This window comes from Pseudomonas sp. S2_A05 (genome assembly GCF_054668485.1).
In genome coordinates this window covers 1,382,965-1,403,762 of record NZ_CP162775.1, presented here as the reverse complement: position 1 = coordinate 1,403,762, position 20,798 = coordinate 1,382,965, and the positions used below count along the sequence as shown (strand labels likewise).

16 protein-coding genes and 3 pseudogenes are annotated in these 20,798 nt (G+C 60.7%); 11 read left to right on the top strand and 8 right to left on the bottom strand.

Annotated features, from left to right (window positions below; genetic code table 11):
• Window positions 1–8 precede the first annotated feature (8 nt).
• The 3 genes from AB4O12_RS06425 to AB4O12_RS06415 all read left to right on the top strand — a co-directional run bounded on the left by AB4O12_RS06425 (window position 9) and on the right by AB4O12_RS06415 (window position 3,500).
• Complete coding sequence (locus AB4O12_RS06425; RefSeq protein ID WP_460060896.1) at window positions 9–2,177, top strand: TonB-dependent siderophore receptor; 2,169 nt, start codon at window positions 9–11, stop codon at window positions 2,175–2,177.
• A 127-nt stretch (window positions 2,178–2,304) separates the two neighbouring features.
• Entirely contained in the window at window positions 2,305–3,057 is a 753-nt protein-coding gene (locus AB4O12_RS06420) for a GAF domain-containing protein (protein ID WP_460060894.1), read from the top strand.
• A 65-nt stretch (window positions 3,058–3,122) separates the two neighbouring features.
• Entirely contained in the window at window positions 3,123–3,500 is a 378-nt protein-coding gene (locus tag AB4O12_RS06415) for a sensor histidine kinase (RefSeq protein WP_460060892.1), read from the top strand.
• An 8-nt stretch (window positions 3,501–3,508) separates the two neighbouring features.
• Here AB4O12_RS06415 and AB4O12_RS06410 read toward each other — a convergent pair.
• Window positions 3,509–4,439: pseudogene (locus AB4O12_RS06410) on the bottom strand (helix-turn-helix transcriptional regulator).
• Window positions 4,440–4,979: 540 nt separating this feature from the next.
• Between AB4O12_RS06410 and AB4O12_RS06405 the strand changes: the two are divergent.
• The 4 genes from AB4O12_RS06405 to AB4O12_RS06390 all read left to right on the top strand — a co-directional run bounded on the left by AB4O12_RS06405 (window position 4,980) and on the right by AB4O12_RS06390 (window position 8,899).
• Window positions 4,980–6,329: an MFS transporter gene (locus AB4O12_RS06405; RefSeq protein WP_056785134.1), complete on the top strand. Its 1,350-nt coding sequence runs from the start codon at window positions 4,980–4,982 to the stop codon at window positions 6,327–6,329.
• Window positions 6,330–6,428: 99 nt separating this feature from the next.
• Window positions 6,429–7,121 carry a fumarylacetoacetate hydrolase family protein gene (locus AB4O12_RS06400; RefSeq protein ID WP_460060889.1) on the top strand — a complete coding sequence of 231 codons (693 nt, stop codon included), beginning with the start codon at window positions 6,429–6,431 and terminating at the stop codon, window positions 7,119–7,121.
• A gap of 32 nt (window positions 7,122–7,153) precedes the next feature.
• Complete coding sequence (locus tag AB4O12_RS06395) at window positions 7,154–7,912, top strand: SDR family oxidoreductase (protein ID WP_460060887.1); 759 nt, start codon at window positions 7,154–7,156, stop codon at window positions 7,910–7,912.
• A 30-nt stretch (window positions 7,913–7,942) separates the two neighbouring features.
• Window positions 7,943–8,899, top strand: coding sequence for a 2-hydroxyacid dehydrogenase (locus AB4O12_RS06390; RefSeq protein ID WP_460060885.1), 957 nt, complete (start codon window positions 7,943–7,945; stop codon window positions 8,897–8,899).
• An 814-nt stretch (window positions 8,900–9,713) separates the two neighbouring features.
• Here the strand turns inward: AB4O12_RS06390 and AB4O12_RS06385 are convergent.
• A pseudogene (locus AB4O12_RS06385) lies at window positions 9,714–10,054 on the bottom strand (hypothetical protein).
• An 88-nt stretch (window positions 10,055–10,142) separates the two neighbouring features.
• Entirely contained in the window at window positions 10,143–10,784 is a 642-nt protein-coding gene (locus tag AB4O12_RS06380) for an ATPase (RefSeq protein ID WP_460062403.1), read from the bottom strand.
• Between the two features lie 167 nt (window positions 10,785–10,951).
• On the opposite strand from AB4O12_RS06380, the gene AB4O12_RS06375 reads away from it, so the two are divergent.
• From AB4O12_RS06375 to AB4O12_RS06365, 3 genes are all read left to right on the top strand, one after another.
• The gene (locus tag AB4O12_RS06375; protein WP_041480432.1) at window positions 10,952–11,200 is read left to right on the top strand and encodes a hypothetical protein; all 249 of its coding nucleotides are present in this window, start codon (window positions 10,952–10,954) and stop codon (window positions 11,198–11,200) included.
• Window positions 11,201–11,305: 105 nt separating this feature from the next.
• Entirely contained in the window at window positions 11,306–12,463 is a 1,158-nt protein-coding gene (locus tag AB4O12_RS06370) for a GGDEF domain-containing protein (RefSeq protein WP_460060882.1), read from the top strand.
• 8 nt (window positions 12,464–12,471) lie between these two features.
• The gene (locus tag AB4O12_RS06365; protein ID WP_460060879.1) at window positions 12,472–12,987 is read left to right on the top strand and encodes a PaaI family thioesterase; all 516 of its coding nucleotides are present in this window, start codon (window positions 12,472–12,474) and stop codon (window positions 12,985–12,987) included.
• A gap of 400 nt (window positions 12,988–13,387) precedes the next feature.
• Here AB4O12_RS06365 and AB4O12_RS06360 read toward each other — a convergent pair.
• Window positions 13,388–15,592 (bottom strand): annotated as a pseudogene (locus AB4O12_RS06360) (OsmC domain/YcaO domain-containing protein).
• A gap of 220 nt (window positions 15,593–15,812) precedes the next feature.
• Between AB4O12_RS06360 and AB4O12_RS06355 the strand changes: the two are divergent.
• Window positions 15,813–18,422 (top strand): bifunctional diguanylate cyclase/phosphodiesterase, encoded by a 2,610-nt coding sequence (locus tag AB4O12_RS06355; RefSeq protein ID WP_460060877.1) that lies wholly within the window; start codon window positions 15,813–15,815, stop codon window positions 18,420–18,422.
• 3 nt (window positions 18,423–18,425) lie between these two features.
• Here AB4O12_RS06355 and AB4O12_RS06350 read toward each other — a convergent pair whose 3' ends face one another.
• The 4 genes from AB4O12_RS06350 to AB4O12_RS06335 all read right to left on the bottom strand — a co-directional run bounded on the left by AB4O12_RS06350 (window position 18,426) and on the right by AB4O12_RS06335 (window position 20,790).
• Window positions 18,426–18,611, bottom strand: a complete 186-nt coding sequence (locus AB4O12_RS06350; protein WP_460060874.1) for a cytochrome d ubiquinol oxidase subunit II — start codon at window positions 18,609–18,611, stop codon at window positions 18,426–18,428.
• A 183-nt stretch (window positions 18,612–18,794) separates the two neighbouring features.
• The gene (locus AB4O12_RS06345) at window positions 18,795–19,070 is read right to left on the bottom strand and encodes a cytochrome d ubiquinol oxidase subunit II (protein ID WP_460060872.1); all 276 of its coding nucleotides are present in this window, start codon (window positions 19,068–19,070) and stop codon (window positions 18,795–18,797) included.
• Window positions 18,973–19,428, bottom strand: a complete 456-nt coding sequence (locus AB4O12_RS06340) for a cytochrome d ubiquinol oxidase subunit II (RefSeq protein WP_460060869.1) — start codon at window positions 19,426–19,428, stop codon at window positions 18,973–18,975. Before AB4O12_RS06340 ends, AB4O12_RS06345 begins: the two co-directional genes overlap by 98 nt.
• A 12-nt stretch (window positions 19,429–19,440) precedes the next feature.
• Entirely contained in the window at window positions 19,441–20,790 is a 1,350-nt protein-coding gene (locus AB4O12_RS06335) for a cytochrome ubiquinol oxidase subunit I (protein ID WP_460060867.1), read from the bottom strand.
• Window positions 20,791–20,798 lie beyond the last annotated feature (8 nt).

The window sequence follows — 20,798 nt, the reverse complement described above, 5'->3', positions numbered from 1 at the left end:
GCAGATAGATGTCGTTTCACACCATTCACCGTCGCTCGAACCTTTCACCTAACCTCCTCGCAATCGCCATCGGCATGGCCAGCATCGCTCCTGCGTTGGCTGAAGAAACCGCAGCCACTGCGCCCACCAATGGCCCGCTGGAACTGCAAGCGACCGAAATCGGCGCCACGCAGATGAGCAGCACCACCGAAGACACGCAGTCCTACACCACCGGCCCGATGCAGACCGCGACCAAGCTGTCGCTGACCATGCGCGAAACGCCGCAGGCGGTGACGGTGATCACCCGTCAGCGCATGGACGACCAGAACATGACCAGCGTCAACGACGTGGTGCGCGGTACGCCGGGGCTGTTCCTCAGCGAGGCCAGCGGCCCGGGCCGGCAGACTTACAAGGCGCGCGGTTTCGACATCGACAACATCATGTACGACGGCCTGCCCAGCTCGTATTCGCCGTTCACCCTGGCGGTGCAGCCGAACCTGGCGATGTTCGACCGGGTGGAAATCGTTCGTGGCGCGACCGGCCTGGTCACCGGTGCCGGCAACCCGTCGGCGGCGATCAACATGGTCCGCAAGCGTCCAACCGCCGATCAGCGCGTGACCCTCACTGGCGCCGCCGGCAGCTGGGATGACTACCGTGGTGAAGTCGATGCCTCCAGCCCGCTGAACGACAGCGGCACCCTGCGTGGCCGGGTGGTGACGTCGTATCAGGGCGCCGACAGCTTCCGCGACAAGGAGGAAAACGATCACGGCCTGTTCTACGCCATCGGTGAAGCCGACCTGAGTGACAGCACCACCGCGACCCTCGGCTTCTCGCGGCAAAACGATCAGACCAACTATTTCTGGGGCGGCCTGCCGATCGGCGAAAACGGCCACCACCTCGACCTGCCCCGCTCCACCTACCCGGGCACCGATTGGGAAAACCGCAAGCTGCAGGTCGACACCGTGTTCGGTGAAGTCGAACACCGTTTCGCCAATGACTGGAAACTGCACCTCGGCGGCTCGACGTCGACCCTCGAGGGTGAATTCTCCGGCACGTACCTGTCGCGCTACGACGGCCCGCTGGAAACCACCGCCTACCAATCGCACCACACCGACAAGCAACGCGCCTTTGATGGTTTCGCCAGCGGCCCGTTCGAAGCGTTCGGCCGTACCCACGAATTGGTAGTCGGCGCCAGCAACCGCGTGTACGACGCCACCACCAAGGAATACTCGCCCTACGACACAGGTCTGCCGATCGCCGCGCCCAAGCCTGACTTCGTGCGCAGTGGCAAGTCGCGTAACGTCACCACCCAGGACGCGGTTTACCTGACCACGCGCTTGAGCCTGGCCGACCCGCTGACGTTGATCCTCGGCAGCCGCCTGGACTGGTATGACTACGACGATCGCAGTGCCGACGGCGACTTCAAGGTCACGCGCAACCTGACCCGTTACGCCGGCCTGATCTACAAACTCGATGACCATCATTCGGTCTACGCCAGCTACACCGATATCTTCACCCCGCAAACCCAGAAGGACCTCGGCGGCAAAGTGCTCGAGCCGATCGTCGGTGAAAACTACGAAGTCGGAATCAAGGGCGAATATTTCAACGGCGCGCTGAACGGCAGCGTGGCGGTGTTCCAGATGGACCAGACCAACCGCGCCACCCAGGCGGCGACCCAGCTCGGCTGCCCGGAACTGACCTGCTACGAAACCTCCGGCAAAGTTCGCGCCCAAGGCGTGGACATGGAACTGCAAGGTGCGCTGACCGAGCAATGGCAAGTCGGCGCCGGCTACACCTACACCCGCGCCCACTACATCAAGGACGAAAACCCGGCCAACAATAACCAGAAATTCGACACTGACATGCCGGAGCACCTGTTCAAGGTCTCCACCGTGTACCGCTTCAAAGGCCCGCTGGAAAAACTGCGCGTGGGCGGCAACGTCTACTGGCAGAGCCGCATGTACAACGACATCGCTCTGGCCAACGGCGGCAGCTATCGTCTCGAACAGGGCGGCTACGCGGTCACCGACCTGATGGCCGGTTACGAGGTCAACAAGCACCTCGACCTGCAGGTCAACGCCAACAACATCTTTGACCGCAAGTACTATTCCTCCATCGGCACCGACGTGACCTGGGGCTCGACCGATAACTACGGCACCCCGCGCAGCTACATGATGACGGCCAAGTACAAGTTCTGAGGCGATAGCGCTCAGCAAGCACCACACAGAGCGCCGGGAGTTTTCCCGGCGCCCTTTTTTGCAGGTTCATTAGGCATGTCCGGCGTTTACCGATAGTCTCTGGCGACACTTTCGCGAAGCGCCGGCCATGCCCCAGACAGATTTCTCCTCCGACCTCCAGGCCATCGGCAGCATTGACGCTGTGCCGGTGATCCTGAGCATGGTCAAGCACATGACCGGCATGCGCTTCGCCGCCGTAGCGCGGGTCACTGAGAGCAAGTGGATCGCCTGCGCCGTGGATGATTCGATAGACTTCGGCCTGTTGCCCGGCGGCGAACTGGTACTGGAATCGACGATTTGTCATGAGATCCGTCAGCACCATCAGCCGGTGATCTTCGGCCATGCCAGCCAGCACCCGGTTTTCTCCACGCACCACACGCCGAAAACCTATGGTCTGGAAAGCTACATTTCGATTCCGATCATCAAGGCCGATGGCGAGTTTTTCGGCACACTCTGCGCCATTGATTCGGTTCCGGCGAACCTCGACGACCCGGCCATCGAAAAGACCCTCACCCTCTTCGCCCAGCTGATTGCGATGAGCCTGGATACCCAAGGCCATTTGCACGCGACCAAAACCGCGCTGGCTGATGCCAACGAAATGGGCCGTCTGCGCGAGCAATTCATCGCGGTGCTGGGCCATGACTTGCGTACGCCGCTCAGCGCCATTCGCATGAGCGCCGATCTGCTGCAAAGCAAAGCCGAAGACAAAGCGCTCGCGCACGCTGCTATCGGCGATCCGTACCAGTTCGGTGCGCATGGGCGTGCTGATCGAAAACATCCTCGACTTTGCCCGGGGTCGGCTCGGCGGCGGGATTCCGGTGCAACGCAAACTGGTCGATGACTTGCAGCAAACGCTGCGCCAGACCCTTGAAGAAATCCAGGTGGCGTACCCGCAGGCGAAGTTCATTGATTCGCTTGAGGGTACCGACCGGGGTCTATTGCGACCCGTTGCGCATCAGCCAGTTGTTGTCGAATCTGCTGGGCAACGCGGTGACCCACGGTTCTACGGCCGAACCGATCGTGCTCAAGGCGTTTGCCGAGGGCGATGAGATGGTGATTTCGCTGACCAACCAGGGCGCGCCGATTCCACCCGCGCTGATGCCGCTGCTGTTTGAACCGTTCTCACGTTCCGAAGCCGGTCAGCGCAATGAAGGGCTGGGGCTGGGCTTGTACATTGCCGGGCAAATTGCCAATGCGCACAACGGCACCTTGACCGTGACGTCCGACAGCGAGGCAGGCACCTGTTTCGTGGCGCGCTTCCCTGCCCGCTTCAAATGGGTCTGAGCGCCGTTCTAAGTATTCAGTGGTGTCTGCGGCGTATCCGGATTGAGCTGGCGGCGACGAAACTGCCCCGGTGGCTGGCCATGAATCTGGCGAAAACGTCGAGAGAAATAGGCCTCATCAGCAAATCCACACAGCCGCGCGACCTCGCCCACCGAGCGCGTGCTGTTGAGGAGGAAATTGCGCGCCGCGTGCATGCGCCGCTCCAGCACCAGCTCGGTGAACGTCTTGCCGATCTCCTTGCGCAGCCAGTGCGTCAGGTAAGTCGGTGACAGATAGGTCGCAGCGGCGACTTTGATCAGGTTGAGATCAGGATCGGCGATGTTCTTCCGCAAGTACTCGAACATTCGGCTCAAGGCGTCGCGACGGCTGTTCTCGGCGGCATTCTCTTCCGCCAGGCGCTTGAGCGGCTCGGCGTAAAGAAAACACACGCTGCCGATCATCTGCAACAACAAGCCCTTGAGCATTTCCCGTGTGCCGAACTGACGGTTCTCATCAAGGCTGCGCATCTGCTCGATCAGGCCGCAGACCTGAGCGAAATCCTCATCGCCCAAAATGAAATCCAGATGCTCCTGAAAGCGGAACGGCGACAGTTCAGGCGCGAGCAGGATTGACACCTCTTCCAGATCCATCGGGTCGCACTGTAGATGCGGCAAGAGGAACGTCTGGGAAAAATTGATGACGATGAAATTGCTGTCTGCGGGATGCGGAATCACATGCACGCGGTGCGGCAGGATGAACGCCAGAGTGTTGCGCGGGAACGGCCGTTGCACGCTGCCGATGTGCTGCACGGTGTCGCCACCGAGGTTGATCTGGATTTGAAAATACTCATGCCGGTGAGGCGCGGTTTCGGCGCGCCGACCCTTTGTCGCGAATGTAGAAATCGGTCAATTCGCTGCGTTGCTGCATGACGTAGGTCGGGATACGGCTGGGTGAAGACATGGGCGGGAGGTCCTCCGGGCAGTGAGGTGGCGCCCGTCATCTTGCAGGGTTGTGCGGTGGGCGGCAACGAGTCATACGATGACGTCGTCTTTTTTGAAAGAAGCCTCGCGATGAGCCTGTCCAAAAACCGCATTATCGTAAAAGTAGAGATAGTCGTTATTTTTCAGTTATTTATGCTTTAAACCTGATCTTTATTCTCAAGACAAATCGTATTTATCTTTTTGGACACGTTCGCCAAATCCACTTTTTTCAGAAAAAACGTTCTAACCCATCGGTTGATTTAGAACCGTTGTACGACCACTGTAATGACCAACGCAGCCCAACCTCTTTCAAAAACAATCAAAGGTGCGCACGTCATGATCCTGCTATTTCCCCTCGCCGCCCCGCCCGACCTCCGCTTGAAATCAGTCGCAGAAAGACGTTCCTGAACGTCTGAAAACCGCGCTGCAACCCGTTCGATTGCCTTGCCCCACACGTTGCGGGCAACGGCATCGGCTGCTCGAAAAATCTCGACTCTTCTAACAATAACGAGGTCTCCGCATGTCCAACTCCCATTCTTCCAGTGCCACGGTGCCGCCGGTGATCGCCGGTGCACGCGATGCCGTTTCGGCGCAGCGTCTGCCTACCCGGCGGCGCTGGTTCATGCTGTCGCTGCTGCTGATCGCGACGATCATCAATTACATCGACCGGGTGAACATCTCGATCGCCGCGCCGTTCATGGCCAAGGACCTGGGCCTGGACAAGATCGAGATGGGCCTGATTTTTTCCGCGTTCGCCTGGACCTATGCGCTGGCGCTGGTGCCGGCCGGCTTCATCGCTGATCGATTTGGCTCGCGTTTCACCTACGGCGTATCGCTGATCAGTTGGTCGACCGTCACCGTTTGCCAAGGTTTCGCCACGGGATTTGCCTCGCTGTTTGGCCTGCGCCTGGCGGTCGGCGCCATGGAAGCCCCGGCTTTTCCGGCCAACAGCCGCGCCGTGACGGTGTGGTTCCCGGCGCGAGAACGCGGGATGGCCAGCAGCATTTACGTGTGCGGTCAGTACCTCGGCACGGCGCTGTTCACCGGCGCGCTGTTGTGGCTGGCGACCACTTTTGACTGGCGCCACGTGTTCTACAGCACCGGCGCACTCGGCATCGTCTTCGGTGTGCTGTGGCTGTACCTGTATCGCGATCCGCTGAACTGCAAGAAAGTCAGCCAGGAAGAATTGAAGTACATCGAAACCGGCGGCGGCCTGGTCAAGAGCAGCCAGGAGCGCACCCGTTTCAACTGGCGGCAGATCGCCGAGCTGTTCAGCTATCGGCAGATCTGGGCGATCTGCATCGGCAAATTCGCCAGCACCTCGGCGCTGTACTTCTTCCTCACCTGGTTCCCGACCTACCTGATCGAAGAACGCAAACTGACCATGATCAAGGCCGGGATCTTCGCCGTGCTGCCCTTCGTCGGTGCCACGGTGGGGATTCTGCTGGCCGGCATCGTTTCCGACCTGCTGATCCGTCGCGGCTACTCGATGTCCTTTGCGCGCAAGTTGCCGCTGGTGGTTGGCTCGATGCTGGGCATGTCGATCGTGCTGGTGAATTTCACCGATTCCAACCTGATCTGCATCGCCGTGCTGACCATCGCCTTCTTCGCCCAGGGCATCGCGTCCTCATCGTGGGCGGCGGTATCGGAAGTGGCGCCAAAAGAGCTGATCGGCCTCACCGGCGGCATTACCAGCCTGGCGGCGAACATCGGCGGCATCGTCACGCCGATCGTGATCGGCGCCATCGTCCACGCCACCGGCACCTTCGCCTATGCCTTCTGGTTTATTGGCGGCGTCGCGCTGATCGGCACGCTCTCCTATTCGTTGTTGCTCGGACGTCTGTACCGCATCGAGCTGAAGGTGCGCTGAGGCGAAAAGCCCGGATTTGTCCAAACGCAGGCGGCTTTCGTCCAACTTCGCCGACGCCAGCCGCCGTACGCTGCCCTTTCAAACAGGATGACCCGCAGGATGAACATGACCGAATACGTCTTTACCCCGGATCTGCCCGTGACCTTGCCGGTCCTCGGCACCGAGCAGCGCTTCCCCGTCGGCCGGGTGTTCTGTGTCGGCCGCAACTACCCATGGCCGGACTCTCAAGGCCAGTCGCGCCAGCCGCCGGTGTTTTTCATGAAACCGGCAAGCTGCGTGGTCGATGCCGTCGGCGACGTCGCCTTCCCCTCAGTGTGCGAGGACTTCGTTCACGAAATCGAACTGGTCGTGGCCATCGGTGAAGGCGGCGCCCATATCCCTGAAGATCAGGCTCTGGCCTACGTCTGGGGCTACGCTGCCGGCCTCGACCTGACCCGCCGCGATGTTCAACGCGCAGCCAAGAGCAACGGCTTGCCGTGGGAAGGCGCCAAGGTGTTCGACGGCGCCGCGCCGATGACTGCCGTTGTCCCGGTGAGCCGCTGCGGCCATCCCGAGGGTGAGTTGTGGCTGAACGTCAACGGCGAAGAACGCCAGCGCGACAACCTCGACAGCCAGATCTGGTCGGTCAGCGAAGTGATCGCGCGCATCTCGCAATCCGTGGCCCTGCGCGCCGGCGACCTGATCATGACCGGCAGCCCCGCCGGCGTTGACAGTCTGCAACCCGGCGATGTGATCAACGCTGGCATCGACGGCATCGGCCACCTGGAAATGCGCGTCGGCCCACGGCCCTGATCCTGCGGATTAAGAAAAAGGAGAACAACAATATGACGACCTCTTTGAAAGTCGCGCTGGTGACCGGCGCCGGCAGTGGCATCGGCCGCGCCGTGGCACTCGGCCTGATGGCCGACGGCTTTACCCTTGTGCTCGCCGGACGCCGGCCCGAGCCCTTGCAAACGCTGGTCGAACTGGCGCAGAGCCAGGGTCATCAAGCCTTGGCGGTGCCCACCGACGTGCGTGATCCGGCCAGTGTCGACGTGCTGTTCGCGACCATTGCCGAGGTCTACGGCCGCCTCGATGTGGTCTTCAACAACGCCGGGGTCAACGCCCCCGCCGTGCCGCTGGACGAGCTGACCTTCGAGCAGTGGCGCAACGTGATCGACACCAACCTCAACGGAGTCTTTCTGTGCGCTCGCGGCGCGTTTGGGCTGATGCGCAAACAACAGCCGCAGGGCGGGCGGATCATCAACAACGGCTCGATTTCCGCACACACGCCGCGCCCGTTCAGCAGCGCCTACACCGCGAGCAAACACGCCGTGCTCGGCCTGACCAAATCCCTGGCGCTGGATGGCCGTGAATTCAACATCGCCTGCAACCAGATCGACATCGGCAATGCCCTGACCGAAATGTCGGTGCGCATGACCAAAGGCGTACGCCAGGCCAACGGCAGCATCGCCGTCGAGCCGATGGTCGACGTCAAACACGTCGCCGATGCAGTGCGCTACATCGCCGGCCTGCCGCTGTCGGCCAACGTCCTGAACATGACCGTCATGGCCAGCGCCATGCCGTTTGCCGGCCGCGGTTGAGCCGGCCTTTTATTGCGTAACGAGGTAGCCATGAAGCCAGAAATCCTGCAACTGAGCCCGATCCTGATCCCGGCAATCAACGCGCGTCTGGACGAACTGTTCACCGTACGCCGCTACTTCCAGCAAGCGGACAAACCCGCCTACATAAAGGAACACGGCGCCAACATTCGCGGCGTCATCACCGGCGGCCACACCGGCATCAGCCAGGCGCTGATGGCGCAACTGCCGAACCTGGAAGTCGTCGCGGTCAACGGCGTCGGCACCGACGCCGTCGATCTGGCCTACGCCCGCGACCGCGGCATCCGCGTCACCGCCACCATCGGCGCCCTCACCGAAGACGTCGCCGACCTCGCCATCGGCCTGCTCATCTCGGTCTGTCGCGGCCTGTGCACCAGCGACCGCTACGTCCGCTCCGGCCAATGGCCGCAAAGCCCAACCCCACTCGCCCCACTGCCCCTGGCCCGACAAGTCTCCGGCATGCGCATCGGCATCGTCGGCATGGGCCGCGTCGGCCGCGCCATCGCCACCCGCGCCGCCGCCTTCGGCTGCCCGATCAGCTACACCGACCTGCAACCAATGAGCGACGTCCCCCACACCTTCGTCGCCGACCTCAAACAACTGGCCCGCGACAGCGACGCCCTGATCCTCGCCGCCGCAGCGGACAAGGGCGAAGCGATCATCGACGCGCCAGTGCTGCAAGCGCTGGGCAAGGACGGTTACCTGATCAACGTCGCCCGGGGCAAACTGGTGAATGAGACGGATCTGGTGGCCGCGCTTTCAGCGGGAGAGATTGCCGGGGCTGGGCTGGATGTATTCGTTGATGAACCGAATGTGCCGGAAGCGTTGTTTGGTAATGAACAGGTGGTGCTGCAACCTCATCGAGCCAGCGCAACATTGCAGACTCGCACGCGGATGGGGGAAATGGTGGTGGCGAGTCTGGTTGATACGTTTGCGGGGAAAGTGCCGGTTGGGTGTGTGACGGGGTGAACGGGTTCCGGAGCGCTGTTCGTGATCGCGGCACACACCGCCTTCGCGAGCAGGCTCGCTCCCACAGGTTTGATTGCGTACATTCAGTGAGAAATGGGGCGTCTGTCAGGCCGCCTTCGCTGGCAAGCCAGCTCCCACAGTTTTTTGTGGCGTAGACAGGAACTGGTCAACACCCAAAGTCCAATGCAGGCTTGCTCTCAACGGAAAAGCAAAAGCGAAGGCCAGATCAAAAGATCGCAGCCTTCGGCAGCTCCTACAGTTGGATCGCGTTCCGCTCAAGAACAGGTCGGCTGTCAGGCCGCCTTCGCGAGCAGGCTCGCTCCCACAGGAAAGCAAAAGCAAACCAAGCAGGCCGTCCCGCCACCCAACACGATGAGCGCAAGCTCGAGTAGCTTTTGATCCCGGAGCCCGTCGGCAGGCTGAGTGGAGGGATTGATCCGGGTGTGGGAGCGCAGCGACCGTCTGGCGCAGCCAGACACAGCGGAAGGAGGTGCAGCGAAGCAAACCGGAGCCGCTGCGCCCGGATCGATCCCGGAGCGAAGGAACCCCGAGCCCCAGCGAGCGGGCCGAACGTCAGGGCGAAGACCTTTGGTTCCTTTTGGGGCGTTTGCCAAAAGGGACTCGCCGTAAGGGCGAAACCGCCAGCCGCAACACCACCAAAAAAGGATATACACCCAAAAACCCCAAAGCATGGTCGGCCCAAAGGCCGCCAAGTCCAAAAAAAGCCCCACAACCGAAAACCAGTGTGGGGCGAAAAAATTGGTTGGTTGCGGCCAACCAAAGGAGCTCTGTCAAAACCCGTCAAGCGCTCAGATCAAATGCACTCCTGAGCCGCCCGCTCAAAACTCGAAGGCAACAAATTCGACGCCAGCAAATGCCGCTCATAAATGAACACCTTGCCGCCCTTCCCCGCCTTGTACGCCTCCAGCACGTTATCCGCCGACACCTTGCTCGGCACCACAATCCGATAACTGCGCTGACTCTGCGAAACCGTCGGATTCAACGCACTGCCCTGCAACTTCGGCACCACGCAATCGGCGTACTGCGCCGGCGTCTTGCTGGTCTGCAACGTCAGAGTCGGATCGTTCGGCGCCGAAGCACAACCGCCGAGCAAAGGGAAACAAAAGCCATGGCTGGTACGAATAAGGGACGCATCGAGGTAAATCCTGAAAATAAAGGTTCGGTTCAACCGGCAACGGTTCGACTTCACGGGATCGCCGCTGCCATTCAATTTTTTGGAGAATCAGCTCGACGCCACCAGGGCCTTGAGCGACACATCGAATTGCTTCAGCGCATTGAGTTGCAGATCACGCTGCTGATTGATCTGTGCCGCGATCTGCGGCGCCGCCCGGTCATGCACCCAGACCGAAGGCAGCTCCTGCTCGATTGCCCCCTCGGCCTTGCCGATGTATTGCAGGTCGGCGTCGTAGAACCGTGCAGAGAAGCGCGCCTCGACCAGACTGTTGCGCTGGGTCAGCAAGCGGTTAAAGGTGTCGAGCTTGACCACCACGTCCGGATGGGCCTGAACCAGCGCATCCAGATTGTCGTAGACGGTCACCGAGACGAACTGTTGCTGCAGCGAACTCACCAGCCAGTCGAGGGCCAGTTCCGGGTCGGAACTGCCAACAAAGGCGTCGCGAATTCGCGAATCCAGCGCATCTTTCGCGCCATTGAGCGCCATGTCGTGGTAGCGCTCCAGATATTGCAGGTTCTGCAACGTGTTTTCGCTCAACAACACCCCCACGGTCTGCGTATGCTGCAACGCCGAGGCACTGGCGGCGATGGGTTGCAGGTGACACGACCGGGCGTCGTCTGCGTAAGCCGGTGCGGTAACTACCCCGCCCATCAGCAGGGCGATCATTGCCAGTCGAGTCAGAATGTTCATCGCGCAATTTCCTTGAGCTGCGTCTTCGATGGAGGCGATTTTCCGCCGATCGCCGGCAAAGCAGAACTTGCGTTTCTTGATGGTCACTATTACTTCCAGCAATAGTTGCGCGTCGCGCAGACTGATGCACACTGAGCACATTCAAGAAAAATGATGAGGGTCTCGCCTTGAGAACGTTTGATCTGATCCGTGACGCCGTGCTGCCCGAATATCGCGACCGAGTAGCCGAATACCTGGTGCAATACGAAAGCGTCCTGCTGGACAAAACCACCCGCGATGCGCAATTGATCCGCGATACCGCCCAGCAACTGCGCGGTTATCTGCGCGGCCTCAATACCACGCGGGTGCTGGGCATGGCCTATTGGGAAGAGCTCGATCGCCGCGTGGTAGACACCTGGCTAAGCCCGCAAGAGTGACCGCTGAAGCGCCAGTGGTCTGCCCGGCAACGCGCCCCCTGCGAAAAACCTGACCAAACGCTTACAATCGCAGGCCTATTGCCATACAGACAGGCCTGCCCGGAAATGCCGCTCGACCCGCCAACGATGCTGACCATCACGATCGCCCTCGCAGCCGCTGCCGCGCTGTACCTGGCGGTCGAGTGGCGCAGCATTCGTGAGCCTTCGCTACTGTTCTGGAGCGCCGGTTTCGCCACCATCACCATCGGCTCCACCCTCGCGCTGCTGCGCAGCAGCGGTTTTCTGCTGCTGGGCATCTGGTTCGCCAACGGCCTGCTGGTGACCGCGCATTTCTTTTTCCTGCTCGGTGTGGCGCGCTTCACCCAGACCCGACTGTCGCCGGCGTGGTACCTGATTTTCGCAACCTGGCTGATCATGTTGATGTTGCCGGACGGCCCGCTGTGGTCCAAGGCCATGCTGGTGGCCAACTCAATGCTGGTGGCGATCCCGACCCTCAAGGCCAGTTCGCTGCTGCGCCCGCACGGCAAGTCGTTGAGCGTGGGCGCGGTGCAATTGCGTTATGTGCTGCTCGGCCACGGCATCTTTTATGTGGCCAAGGCCCTGACCGTGGTGATCCCCGGCACGCTGATCGATCTGGCGGCATTTCGCGGCGAGATCATTCAGATCTCGCTGGTCGAAGGCGCGATGGCGATCATGTTGATCGCCCTGTCGATGACCGGGACCGAGCGTTATCGCCGGGAAAAGCAGATCGCCCGCCTCGCCGAGCGCGATCCGCTCACGGCCCTCTACAACCGCCGCGCCCTGGAAAAGCGCACGCCACGCCTGCTGGCCGGCGTATCCGCGCAAAGACCGGGTGCGTTGCTGTTGATCGATATCGACAACTTCAAACTGGTCAACGACCAGTACGGGCATATCGCCGGTGATCGCTTGCTGATTGCTCTGAGCGAGATGATCCGCGCCCAGCTGCCGCCCCATGCGCTGACGGCGCGGCTGGGTGGCGATGAGTTTTTGATGCTGCTCAACAACGCGTCAGCGGAAGCTATCCTTGAACTGGGCAACGCCTTGCGCGAACAGTTTCTGGCCCTGGCGTCGCACACCTATCCCACGTCCGCTTCGGTGACCTTGAGCATCGGCGCCACCCTGTTCGACACACCGCCGGCCAGTCTGGCGGCGCTGATCGAACTTGGCGACGCCGCGCTCTACGAGTCCAAACGCGGCGGACGCAACCGCTTGCGCCTGTCCGGCCTCGCCACTCCAGGATGAAACCCGCCATGTCCAGCCACGACACCCCACTGCAAGACCTCGCCGCCCCCGAAGGCGTTTGTTACGGCTGCGGCGGCCGCAATCCGCAAGGCCTGCACGTGAAAAGTCGGTGGGATGAGGACGGCAACCACGTCATCGCCGAGCATCTGCCCGAAGCTCAATACTGCGGCTGGCCGGATCTGGTTTACGGCGGGCTGATTGCCATGCTCGTCGACTGTCACTCCAACTGGACCGCCATGGCCTGGCACTACCGCGCAGAAAACCGCGAAGCCGGCAGTCTGCCGCGCATCGACTGCGTGACTGGTAACCTTGGGATCAAGTTCATCAAGCCAACGCCGATGGGCGTACCGCTGCTCTTGCGTGCACGGGTCGAAGGTGAAGTCGGGCGCAAGACCCGGGTGATTTGCGAGGTGTATGCCGGGGAAGTGCTGACAGCGGTGGGTGATTCGGTGTTTGTGCGGGTGGATACGGGGCAGTTGGCAAACGCCGCGCATGGCCGCGAAAGCCAAAGCCCCTCACCCTAGCCCTCTCCCAAAGGGAGAGGGGAACTGACCGAGTTGCTTGGTGCAGATACGCCGACCTGGGAAACCGAGCCGAACTCAAATCTTGAAAAAACCCTCACCCTACCCCCTCTCCCAGAGGGGAGAGGGGATTGACCGAGGTGTCTGGTGGAATAGGCCGACCTGGGAAACCGAGCCGAACTCAAATCTTGAAAAACCCTCACCCTACCCCTCTCCCAGAGGGAGAGGGGATTGACCGAGGTGTCTGGTGGAATAGGCCGACTGGGAAACCGAGTCGAACACAAATTCTAAAAAAGCTTGAAAATCGGCTCCCTCTCCCTCGGGAGAGGGCTGGGGTGAGGGGCTACGGTTCAAGCCACGCAGCCACACTCAAGCCGAAAGCGAAACGTTCTGAGCCAGCTCTTCAACGCGACAAAGCCGCCACACCAGCCCGCGCCGCGTGCAGCTTTTATAGCTTTCGATCAAGCGCAAATGCCGATCCAGCCCTTCCAGCTTCATGCTCGTTGGCGTCAAACCGTAAAAACGCACACTGCCATTCACCGAACCAATCGCAGCATCCATACGCTCGTCACCAAACATCCGACGGAAGTTGGCCTCGTAGTCTTCCAGCTCGAGATCCTCGTCCAGCTCCATCTCCAGCACCACATTCACTGCCTGATAGAACAAGCCGCGCTCTACGGTGTTGTCGTTGTATTGCAGGAACGCCTCAACCAGATCCTTGGCCTCGTCAAACTTCTGCAGTGCGAGGTAGATCAGCAGGCGCAGTTCCAGAATCGTCAGCTTGCCCCACGGCGTGTTGTCGTCAAACTCGATGCCGATCAGCGTGGTGATATCGGTGTAGTCATCCTGCTCGCTGCGTTCCAGGCCTTGGACCAGATTGCGCAGGCCAACCTTGCTGAGGTTGTGCAGATTGAGGATGTCGGCACGGAATTGCAGGGCTTTGTTGGTGTTGTCCCAGATCAGGTCTTCGACCGGGTAGATCTCCGAGTAATCCGGCACGAGGATGCGGCAGGCCTTGGCGCCGATGTGCTCGTAGACCGCCATGTAGACTTCCTTGCCCATGTCTTCGAGGATGCCGAACAGGGTCGCGGCTTCTTCGGCGTTGGAGTTTTCGCCTTGGCCTGAGAAGTCCCATTCGACGAATTCGAAATCTGGTTTGGCGCTGAAGAAGCGCCACGACACCACACCGCTGGAATCGATGAAGTGCTCGACAAAGTTGTTCGGTTCGGTCACTGCCTGCCCCGAGAACGTCGGCTGCGGCAAGTCGTTGAGTCCTTCAAAGCTGCGGCCCTGAAGCAGTTCAGTCAGGCTGCGTTCCAGCGCGACTTCCAGGCTCGGGTGCGCGCCGAACGAGGCGAAGACGCCGCCGGTGCGCGGATTCATCAGGGTCACGCACATCACCGGGAATTCACCGCCCAGCGAGGCGTCCTTGACCAGCACCGGGAAGCCCTGCTCTTCAAGGCCTTTGATGCCGGCGAGGATGCTCGGGTATTTTTCCAGTACCTCTTGCGGTACATCCGGCAGGGCCATTTCGCCTTCGAGGATTTCGCGTTTGACCGCGCGCTCGAAAATTTCCGACAGGCACTGCACCTGCGCTTCGGCCAAGGTGTTGCCGGCGCTCATGCCGTTGCTCAGGTAGAGGTTTTCGATCAGGTTCGACGGGAAGTACACCACTTCACCGTCCGACTGGCGCACGAACGGCAGCGAGCAGATACCGCGCTGAGTGTTGCCGGAGTTGGTGTCGTAAAGGTGCGAGCCGCGCAGTTCGCCGTCGCGGTTGTAAATGCCAAGGGTGTAGTCGTCGAGAATCTCGCTTGGCAATTCGTCTTTCGAACCCGGCTTGAACCACTTCTCGTCCGGATAATGGACGAATTCGGCGTTGGCGATGTCTTCGCCCCAGAACTGGTCGTTATAGAAGAAGTTGCAATTGAGGCGCTCGATGAACTCGCCCAGCGCCGACGCCAGTGCGCCTTCCTTGGTCGCGCCCTTGCCGTTGGTGAAGCACATCGGCGAATGCGCATCGCGAATGTGCAGCGACCAGACGTTGGGCACGATGTTGCGCCACGAAGCGATTTCGATCTTCATGCCGAGGTCGGCGAGGATCTTCGACATGTTGGCAATGGTCTGTTCCAGCGGCAGGTCCTTGCCGGCGATGTAGGTGCCTGCCTGGGAATCGGACTGCGGCATCAACAAGGCCTGGGCATCGGCGTCGAGGTTGTCGACTTCTTCGATGATGAACTCGGGGCCGGTCTGCACCACCTTCTTCACGGTGCAGCGGTCGATGGAACGGAGGATGCCCTGGCGATCCTTGTCCGAGATGTCGGCCGGCAACTCGACCTGAATCTTGAAGATCTGGTTGTAGCGGTTTTCCGGGTCGACGATGTTGTTCTGCGACAGGCGAATGTTCTCTGTCGGAATATTGCGCGTGTCGCAGTACAGCTTGACGAAGTAAGCCGCGCACAAGGCCGACGACGCCAGGGAAGTAGTCGAACGGCCCCGGTGCCGAACCATCACCCTTGTAGCGAATTGGCTGATCGGCGATCACCGTGAAGTCGTCGAACTTGGCTTCAAGTCGAAGGTTGTCGAGAAAGTTGACCTTGATTTCCATGCGGGATTACCAGAATACGGCTAAACGAATGGCGGCCATTATCCGGTTTTTGTGCGGGAAGTCTCGCCCTTTCGGGATTCGCCGCTGGCCGGCGGTTCTGGAAATTCCAACGGATTCGCTACACTTTGAAAAAATCCAGGCGATACCAATAACAACAATCTGAACATTGTGCGCTCGCCATTGTTCTAGATTCAGAAGACACCGGATCAAGGACGAGCACATGGCCGTTATTCTCCCTGCGCAGCCAATCCCCACCCCGCAACGCGCCGTCACCCGGCGCCTGGCCATCGCCGTTGGCGCACTGTTTGTTGCGGGTGTCATTGCCGCGATCAGCACCTTGCTTGGCATTGCCAATACCCTTGACGCGAAGGATCTGGAACAGAATCAGTTCTATTCCGTGCGCGCCGTGGAAAACCGCATCACCGCGTCGAAAAACTACATCACCAGTTATGCCTACTGGACCCGCGCCTATGAGGCCTTGAGCGGGCCGATCGACGTCAATTGGGCCTACACCGAACAGAACATGGGCAAGACCCTGTTCACCAGCGACGGCTACGACGGCGTGTTCGTCCTTGATCGTAATCGCACCAAGTACGCGGTGATTCGCGGGCAGATGGTTGAAACCAACGTATCCAGCGTACTGCAAGCGCCCGCCTCGGCGCTGGTCGAGCAGGTGCTGAGTCAGCCTGATCTGACCAAGCCGATCAGTAGCTATTCATTGTTCGAAGGCTGGCCGGCGCTGATCACCGCTGCCGCGATCATTCCCAATGACGAGCGCCCGCTGGATGAATTGAGAAACACCTCGGTGCTGGTGTTCGTCGACAAGCTGACCCCGACCAAACTGCGCAAGATCGGCAGCGGTTATGGCCTGACGAACCTGACCCTCGTCCCGGATGAAACCATTGAGAAAGGCCATCCAAGCGTGCCCCTCGACAGCACCGGCTACAGCCTGGTCGCCGACCTGCAACGGCCCGGTCAGCAACTGTTATGGACGCTGGTGCCGCCGCTCGGCGCGACGTTTCTGGTGCTGATGCTGCTGACGGCATACTTTTTCCGCCACGCCCTGCGCTCATCGCAATACGTCGACAACAGCATTCATGCCATGCAGGCCTCGAATCAGGCACTCGAGAAAGCCAATCATGCCCTCGAAGCCAGTGAAGAACGCTTTCGCGCCGTGGCCGAAGCGGCGTCGGACTGGATCTGGGAAGTTGATGATCAGTTGTCGCTGACCTATCTGTCGGCGCGCTTCAGCGAAGTCACCGGTTACCCGCAAGCCCTGTGGCTGGGCCAGGACATCGGCGAATTACTGTCTTGCGACACCACGCCACTGGAGCTGTGGCTACGCAAACTCAGCGAAGAAAACAGCGCCGGCGACTTGCGCTGCACTTATCGCGATCACTCCGGGCGGCCACGCCACTGCCGGCTCTCGGCGCGGCCGATTTTCGACAAGAACAGCGTCGTCGGCTATCGCGGCACTGCCAGCGACATCACCGACGAAGTCGCCGCCCATGCGCAGATCCAGCACCTGTCGATGCATGACGCCCTGACCGGCCTGCCCAACCGCAACAAACTGGCGCGTTATCTCGACGACGTCCTGGTATTGAAGGAACACGCGCCGCCGCTGTCGCTGCTGATGATCGATCTGGACAACTTCAAGCCGATCAACGATTCCCTCGGCCATCCTGCCGGTGACGCGGTTCTCCAGGAAGTCGCCACGCGCCTGCGCGAATGCACCCGCGAGCACGACATCGTCGCCCGTCTCGGTGGTGATGAATTCGTCGTGGTGCTCAACGGCATGGACAGCCATAACGAGATCGACAAATTCTGCACACGGCTGATCGGCAGCCTGCATCAACCGATCAATTACGAACAACATCCGCTGCACATCGGCGCCAGCATCGGCATCGCCCTGAGTCGTCGACACGGTTTTGCCGCCAGCGATCTGATCCGCTACGCCGACATCGCGCTGTATCAGGCCAAATCCGACGGCAAGAACACCTGGTGCTATTTCGAAGCGCACATGAGCGACCAGATCCAGACGCGCCGGCAAATGGAAGATGACCTGCGCCACGCGCTCAAGCACAACGAATTTGTCCTGCACTATCAGCCGCGCTACAAGGTCGACGGCAAACACATCGTTTCAGTCGAAGCGCTGGTGCGCTGGCAGCATCCGACCCAAGGGTTGCTCGGACCGGACGTGTTCATTCCGCTGGCCGAGCAGACCGACCTGATCGTGCCGCTGGGCCGCTGGGTGTTGCGCGAAGCCTGCGAAACCGCGCTGGAATGGCCCCATGACATTCTGCTGTCGGTCAACCTCTCGCCTGCGCAGTTCGCCCTCAGCGATGTCGTCGAGGATGTTCGTGAAGTGCTGGTGGATACGCGTTTCCCCGCCAGCCGTCTGGAACTGGAGATCACCGAGAACGTGATGCTCAACGACACCGACGGCGCGCTGACCACCATGAATCAGCTCAAGGAGCTCGGCGTGCGTCTGAACATGGACGACTTCGGCACCGGTTATTCGTCGCTCGGTTACCTACGCGCCTATCCATTCGACGGGATCAAGATCGACAAACGCTTTATCGCCTCGATCAGCAGCGGCGCCAACGACCGTGCCGTGGTGCAGGCGATCATCGGTCTGGGCAAAGCCATGGGGCTGACGGTGACGGCCGAAGGCGTCGAGACCGAGGAGCAACTGGCGATTCTCGGCAAGGATCAATGCAACGAGGTGCAGGGTTATTTCATGAGTCGACCGATCGACAAGGCGGCTTTTGCTGATCTGCTACGGGCTTCGCGACTGTCGCTGGTGAGCAAAAAAGGTCGGGTGACGTGAATATCAGCCATCGCTGGCAACGCGCACTTTGCCGCTGAACACGCGGAAACCAAACGTGTTGTAGGCCAGCGTGATGGGGATCAGCACGGCGAATCCGACCAGCATGAAGATCTGGCTGTTCGGGCTGGATGCGGCTTCGCTCAAGGTCAGATCCGGCGGAATGATGAAGGGAAATAGCGCGACCAGCATCACCGCGAAAGCCGGGACGAAAACGCCCAGTGCGGCGAACAGCGGGATGAAGTCGAAGCGGCTGTGGAGGCCTTTGCTGAACCCCCCATCCTAGAGCGCTGAGGATCAGCCCTGCCGCCAACCACAGGCGAATATCGGCGAGCCTCCGGGCATATTGCGGCTGCAACGTCGCCGTCCATGCGATCAGCACCAGCAATAGTGCCGCGACGACCAGCGCCAGCATGCGGGCCTGACGAGCCGAGCGCTGCTGCAATTCATCCAGGTGCGCCAGTACAACCAGCACGTCCCCAGCCAGACGTAACCGAGTACCAGCACCAAACCGCAAAACACCGGGAACGGATTCAGCCAGTCGCGGCCATCGTCAATGTATTGACCGCCCCGATGCGCAACGCCTTGCACGAGAGTGCCGAGCACCATGCCCTGGACCAACCCGGTCAGCAGCGAAGCCGGGGCCAGCACACCGTCGACGATGCGCTTGCGTCGCTCGTTCGGTGCGTAATCCGCGAAATTCCAGCGCCATGGCCCGCGCGATCAAGGCGAGGAACATCACGATAAAAGGCACGTACAAGGCCGGCAGCAAGATCGCGTACGCCAGCGGAAACAACGCCAGCAGCCCGCCGCCGCCGAGCACCAGCCAGGTTTCGTTGGCGTCCCACACCGGCAGAATCGACACCGCCATGGCTCGTCGCTGGTGTTTGCAATCCGTGAGGCCCATGAGCATGCCGACGCCCAGATCGGTGCCGTCGAGCACCACGTAGTTCATGACCGAAAACGCCAATGCGGCGGCGCACAACAGAGTCAGCCAGTCCGTGTCCATGTCTGCTATTCCTCAGTGCCCGGTTTCGTCGGCAAGGGTGGGCTGCGGCCCGGGTTGATCCTGCTGCGGCGGCTCGCGCAACAGGCGCAGCAACACCCACAGACCGATGCCGAAGATCAGCAGATAAAACAGCAGAATCAGCCACGTCGACCCGACGACTTGAGCCCTGGACACCGATGACAGACTGTCCGCCGTGCGCATCAATCCGTAAATCGTAAACGGCTGTCGCCCCACTTCGGTGACGACCCAGCCGCTGAGCATTGCCAGAAATCCGGCCGGTGCCAACAGCACGCACGCGCCCAGCCAGAGCCGCGCCGTGTACAGGCGATTACGTCGGCGCAGGATCAGGCTGACCACACCCTGCCCAAGCATCAACAGCCCCAGCCCGACCATCAGCCGGAACGCGAAAAACACCGGCGCCACGGGCGGGATGTCCTCAGCCGGAAATTCATCAAGCGCGGCGATGGTGCTGGTCAGGTCATGCTGCAGGTAGAGGGAACCAATGCGCGGAATCGCCACCTCCCAGTGGTTGCGGCGCTCTTGCATATCCGGCCATGCGAACAGCCGCAGTGGCTCCCCTGCCCCTTGAGCCGGGCGCGTCCACGAGCCTTCAATGGCCGCCACTTTCTGCGGCTGGGCTTGCAAACTGTGCCGGCCATGCAGATCGCCGATAACAATCTGCACCGGCATCAGCAGCGCAATCACCCACAGCGCCATGGAGAATTGCAGGCGAGCACGCGGGTTTTCCGGGGCCTTGCGCAATTGCCAGGCACTGATCCCGGCAATCAGCGTCGCGCTGCCGATGAGCACGGCAAGTAGCATATGCGCCAGGCGATAGGGAAACGAAGGATTGAAGATGATTGCCCACCAGTCCTCGGCAAGGAAACGCCCGTCCGCGCCAATCGAATAGCCGGCCGGGGTTTGCATCCAGGAGTTGGCAGACAGAATCCAGAACGCGCTGATCAGCGAGCCCACCGTCACCGCGCACGTGGCAAAAAAGTGCAGACGCGGGCCGACTTTCTTCAAGCCGAACAGCATGATGCCAAGGAAACCCGCTTCGATGAAAAACGCCGCCATCACTTCATAGAACATCAGCGGACCGAGGACATCACCGGCCTGCACCGACAGCCGCGACCAGTTGAGGCCGAACTGATACTCCAGAATCAATCCCGACGCCGTGCCCACCGCAACGTTGAGGGCGAATACCTTGAGCCAGTAACGATAAACATCCAGATAAACCTGGCGCCCGGTTTTCAACCACAACGCTTCCAGCACCATGAGGAAATTCGCCAGACCGATGCTGAACGCCGCCAGCACGATGTGAAAGCTGATCGTGATCGCGAACTGGGCGCGGGCGGCCATCAGGGCCG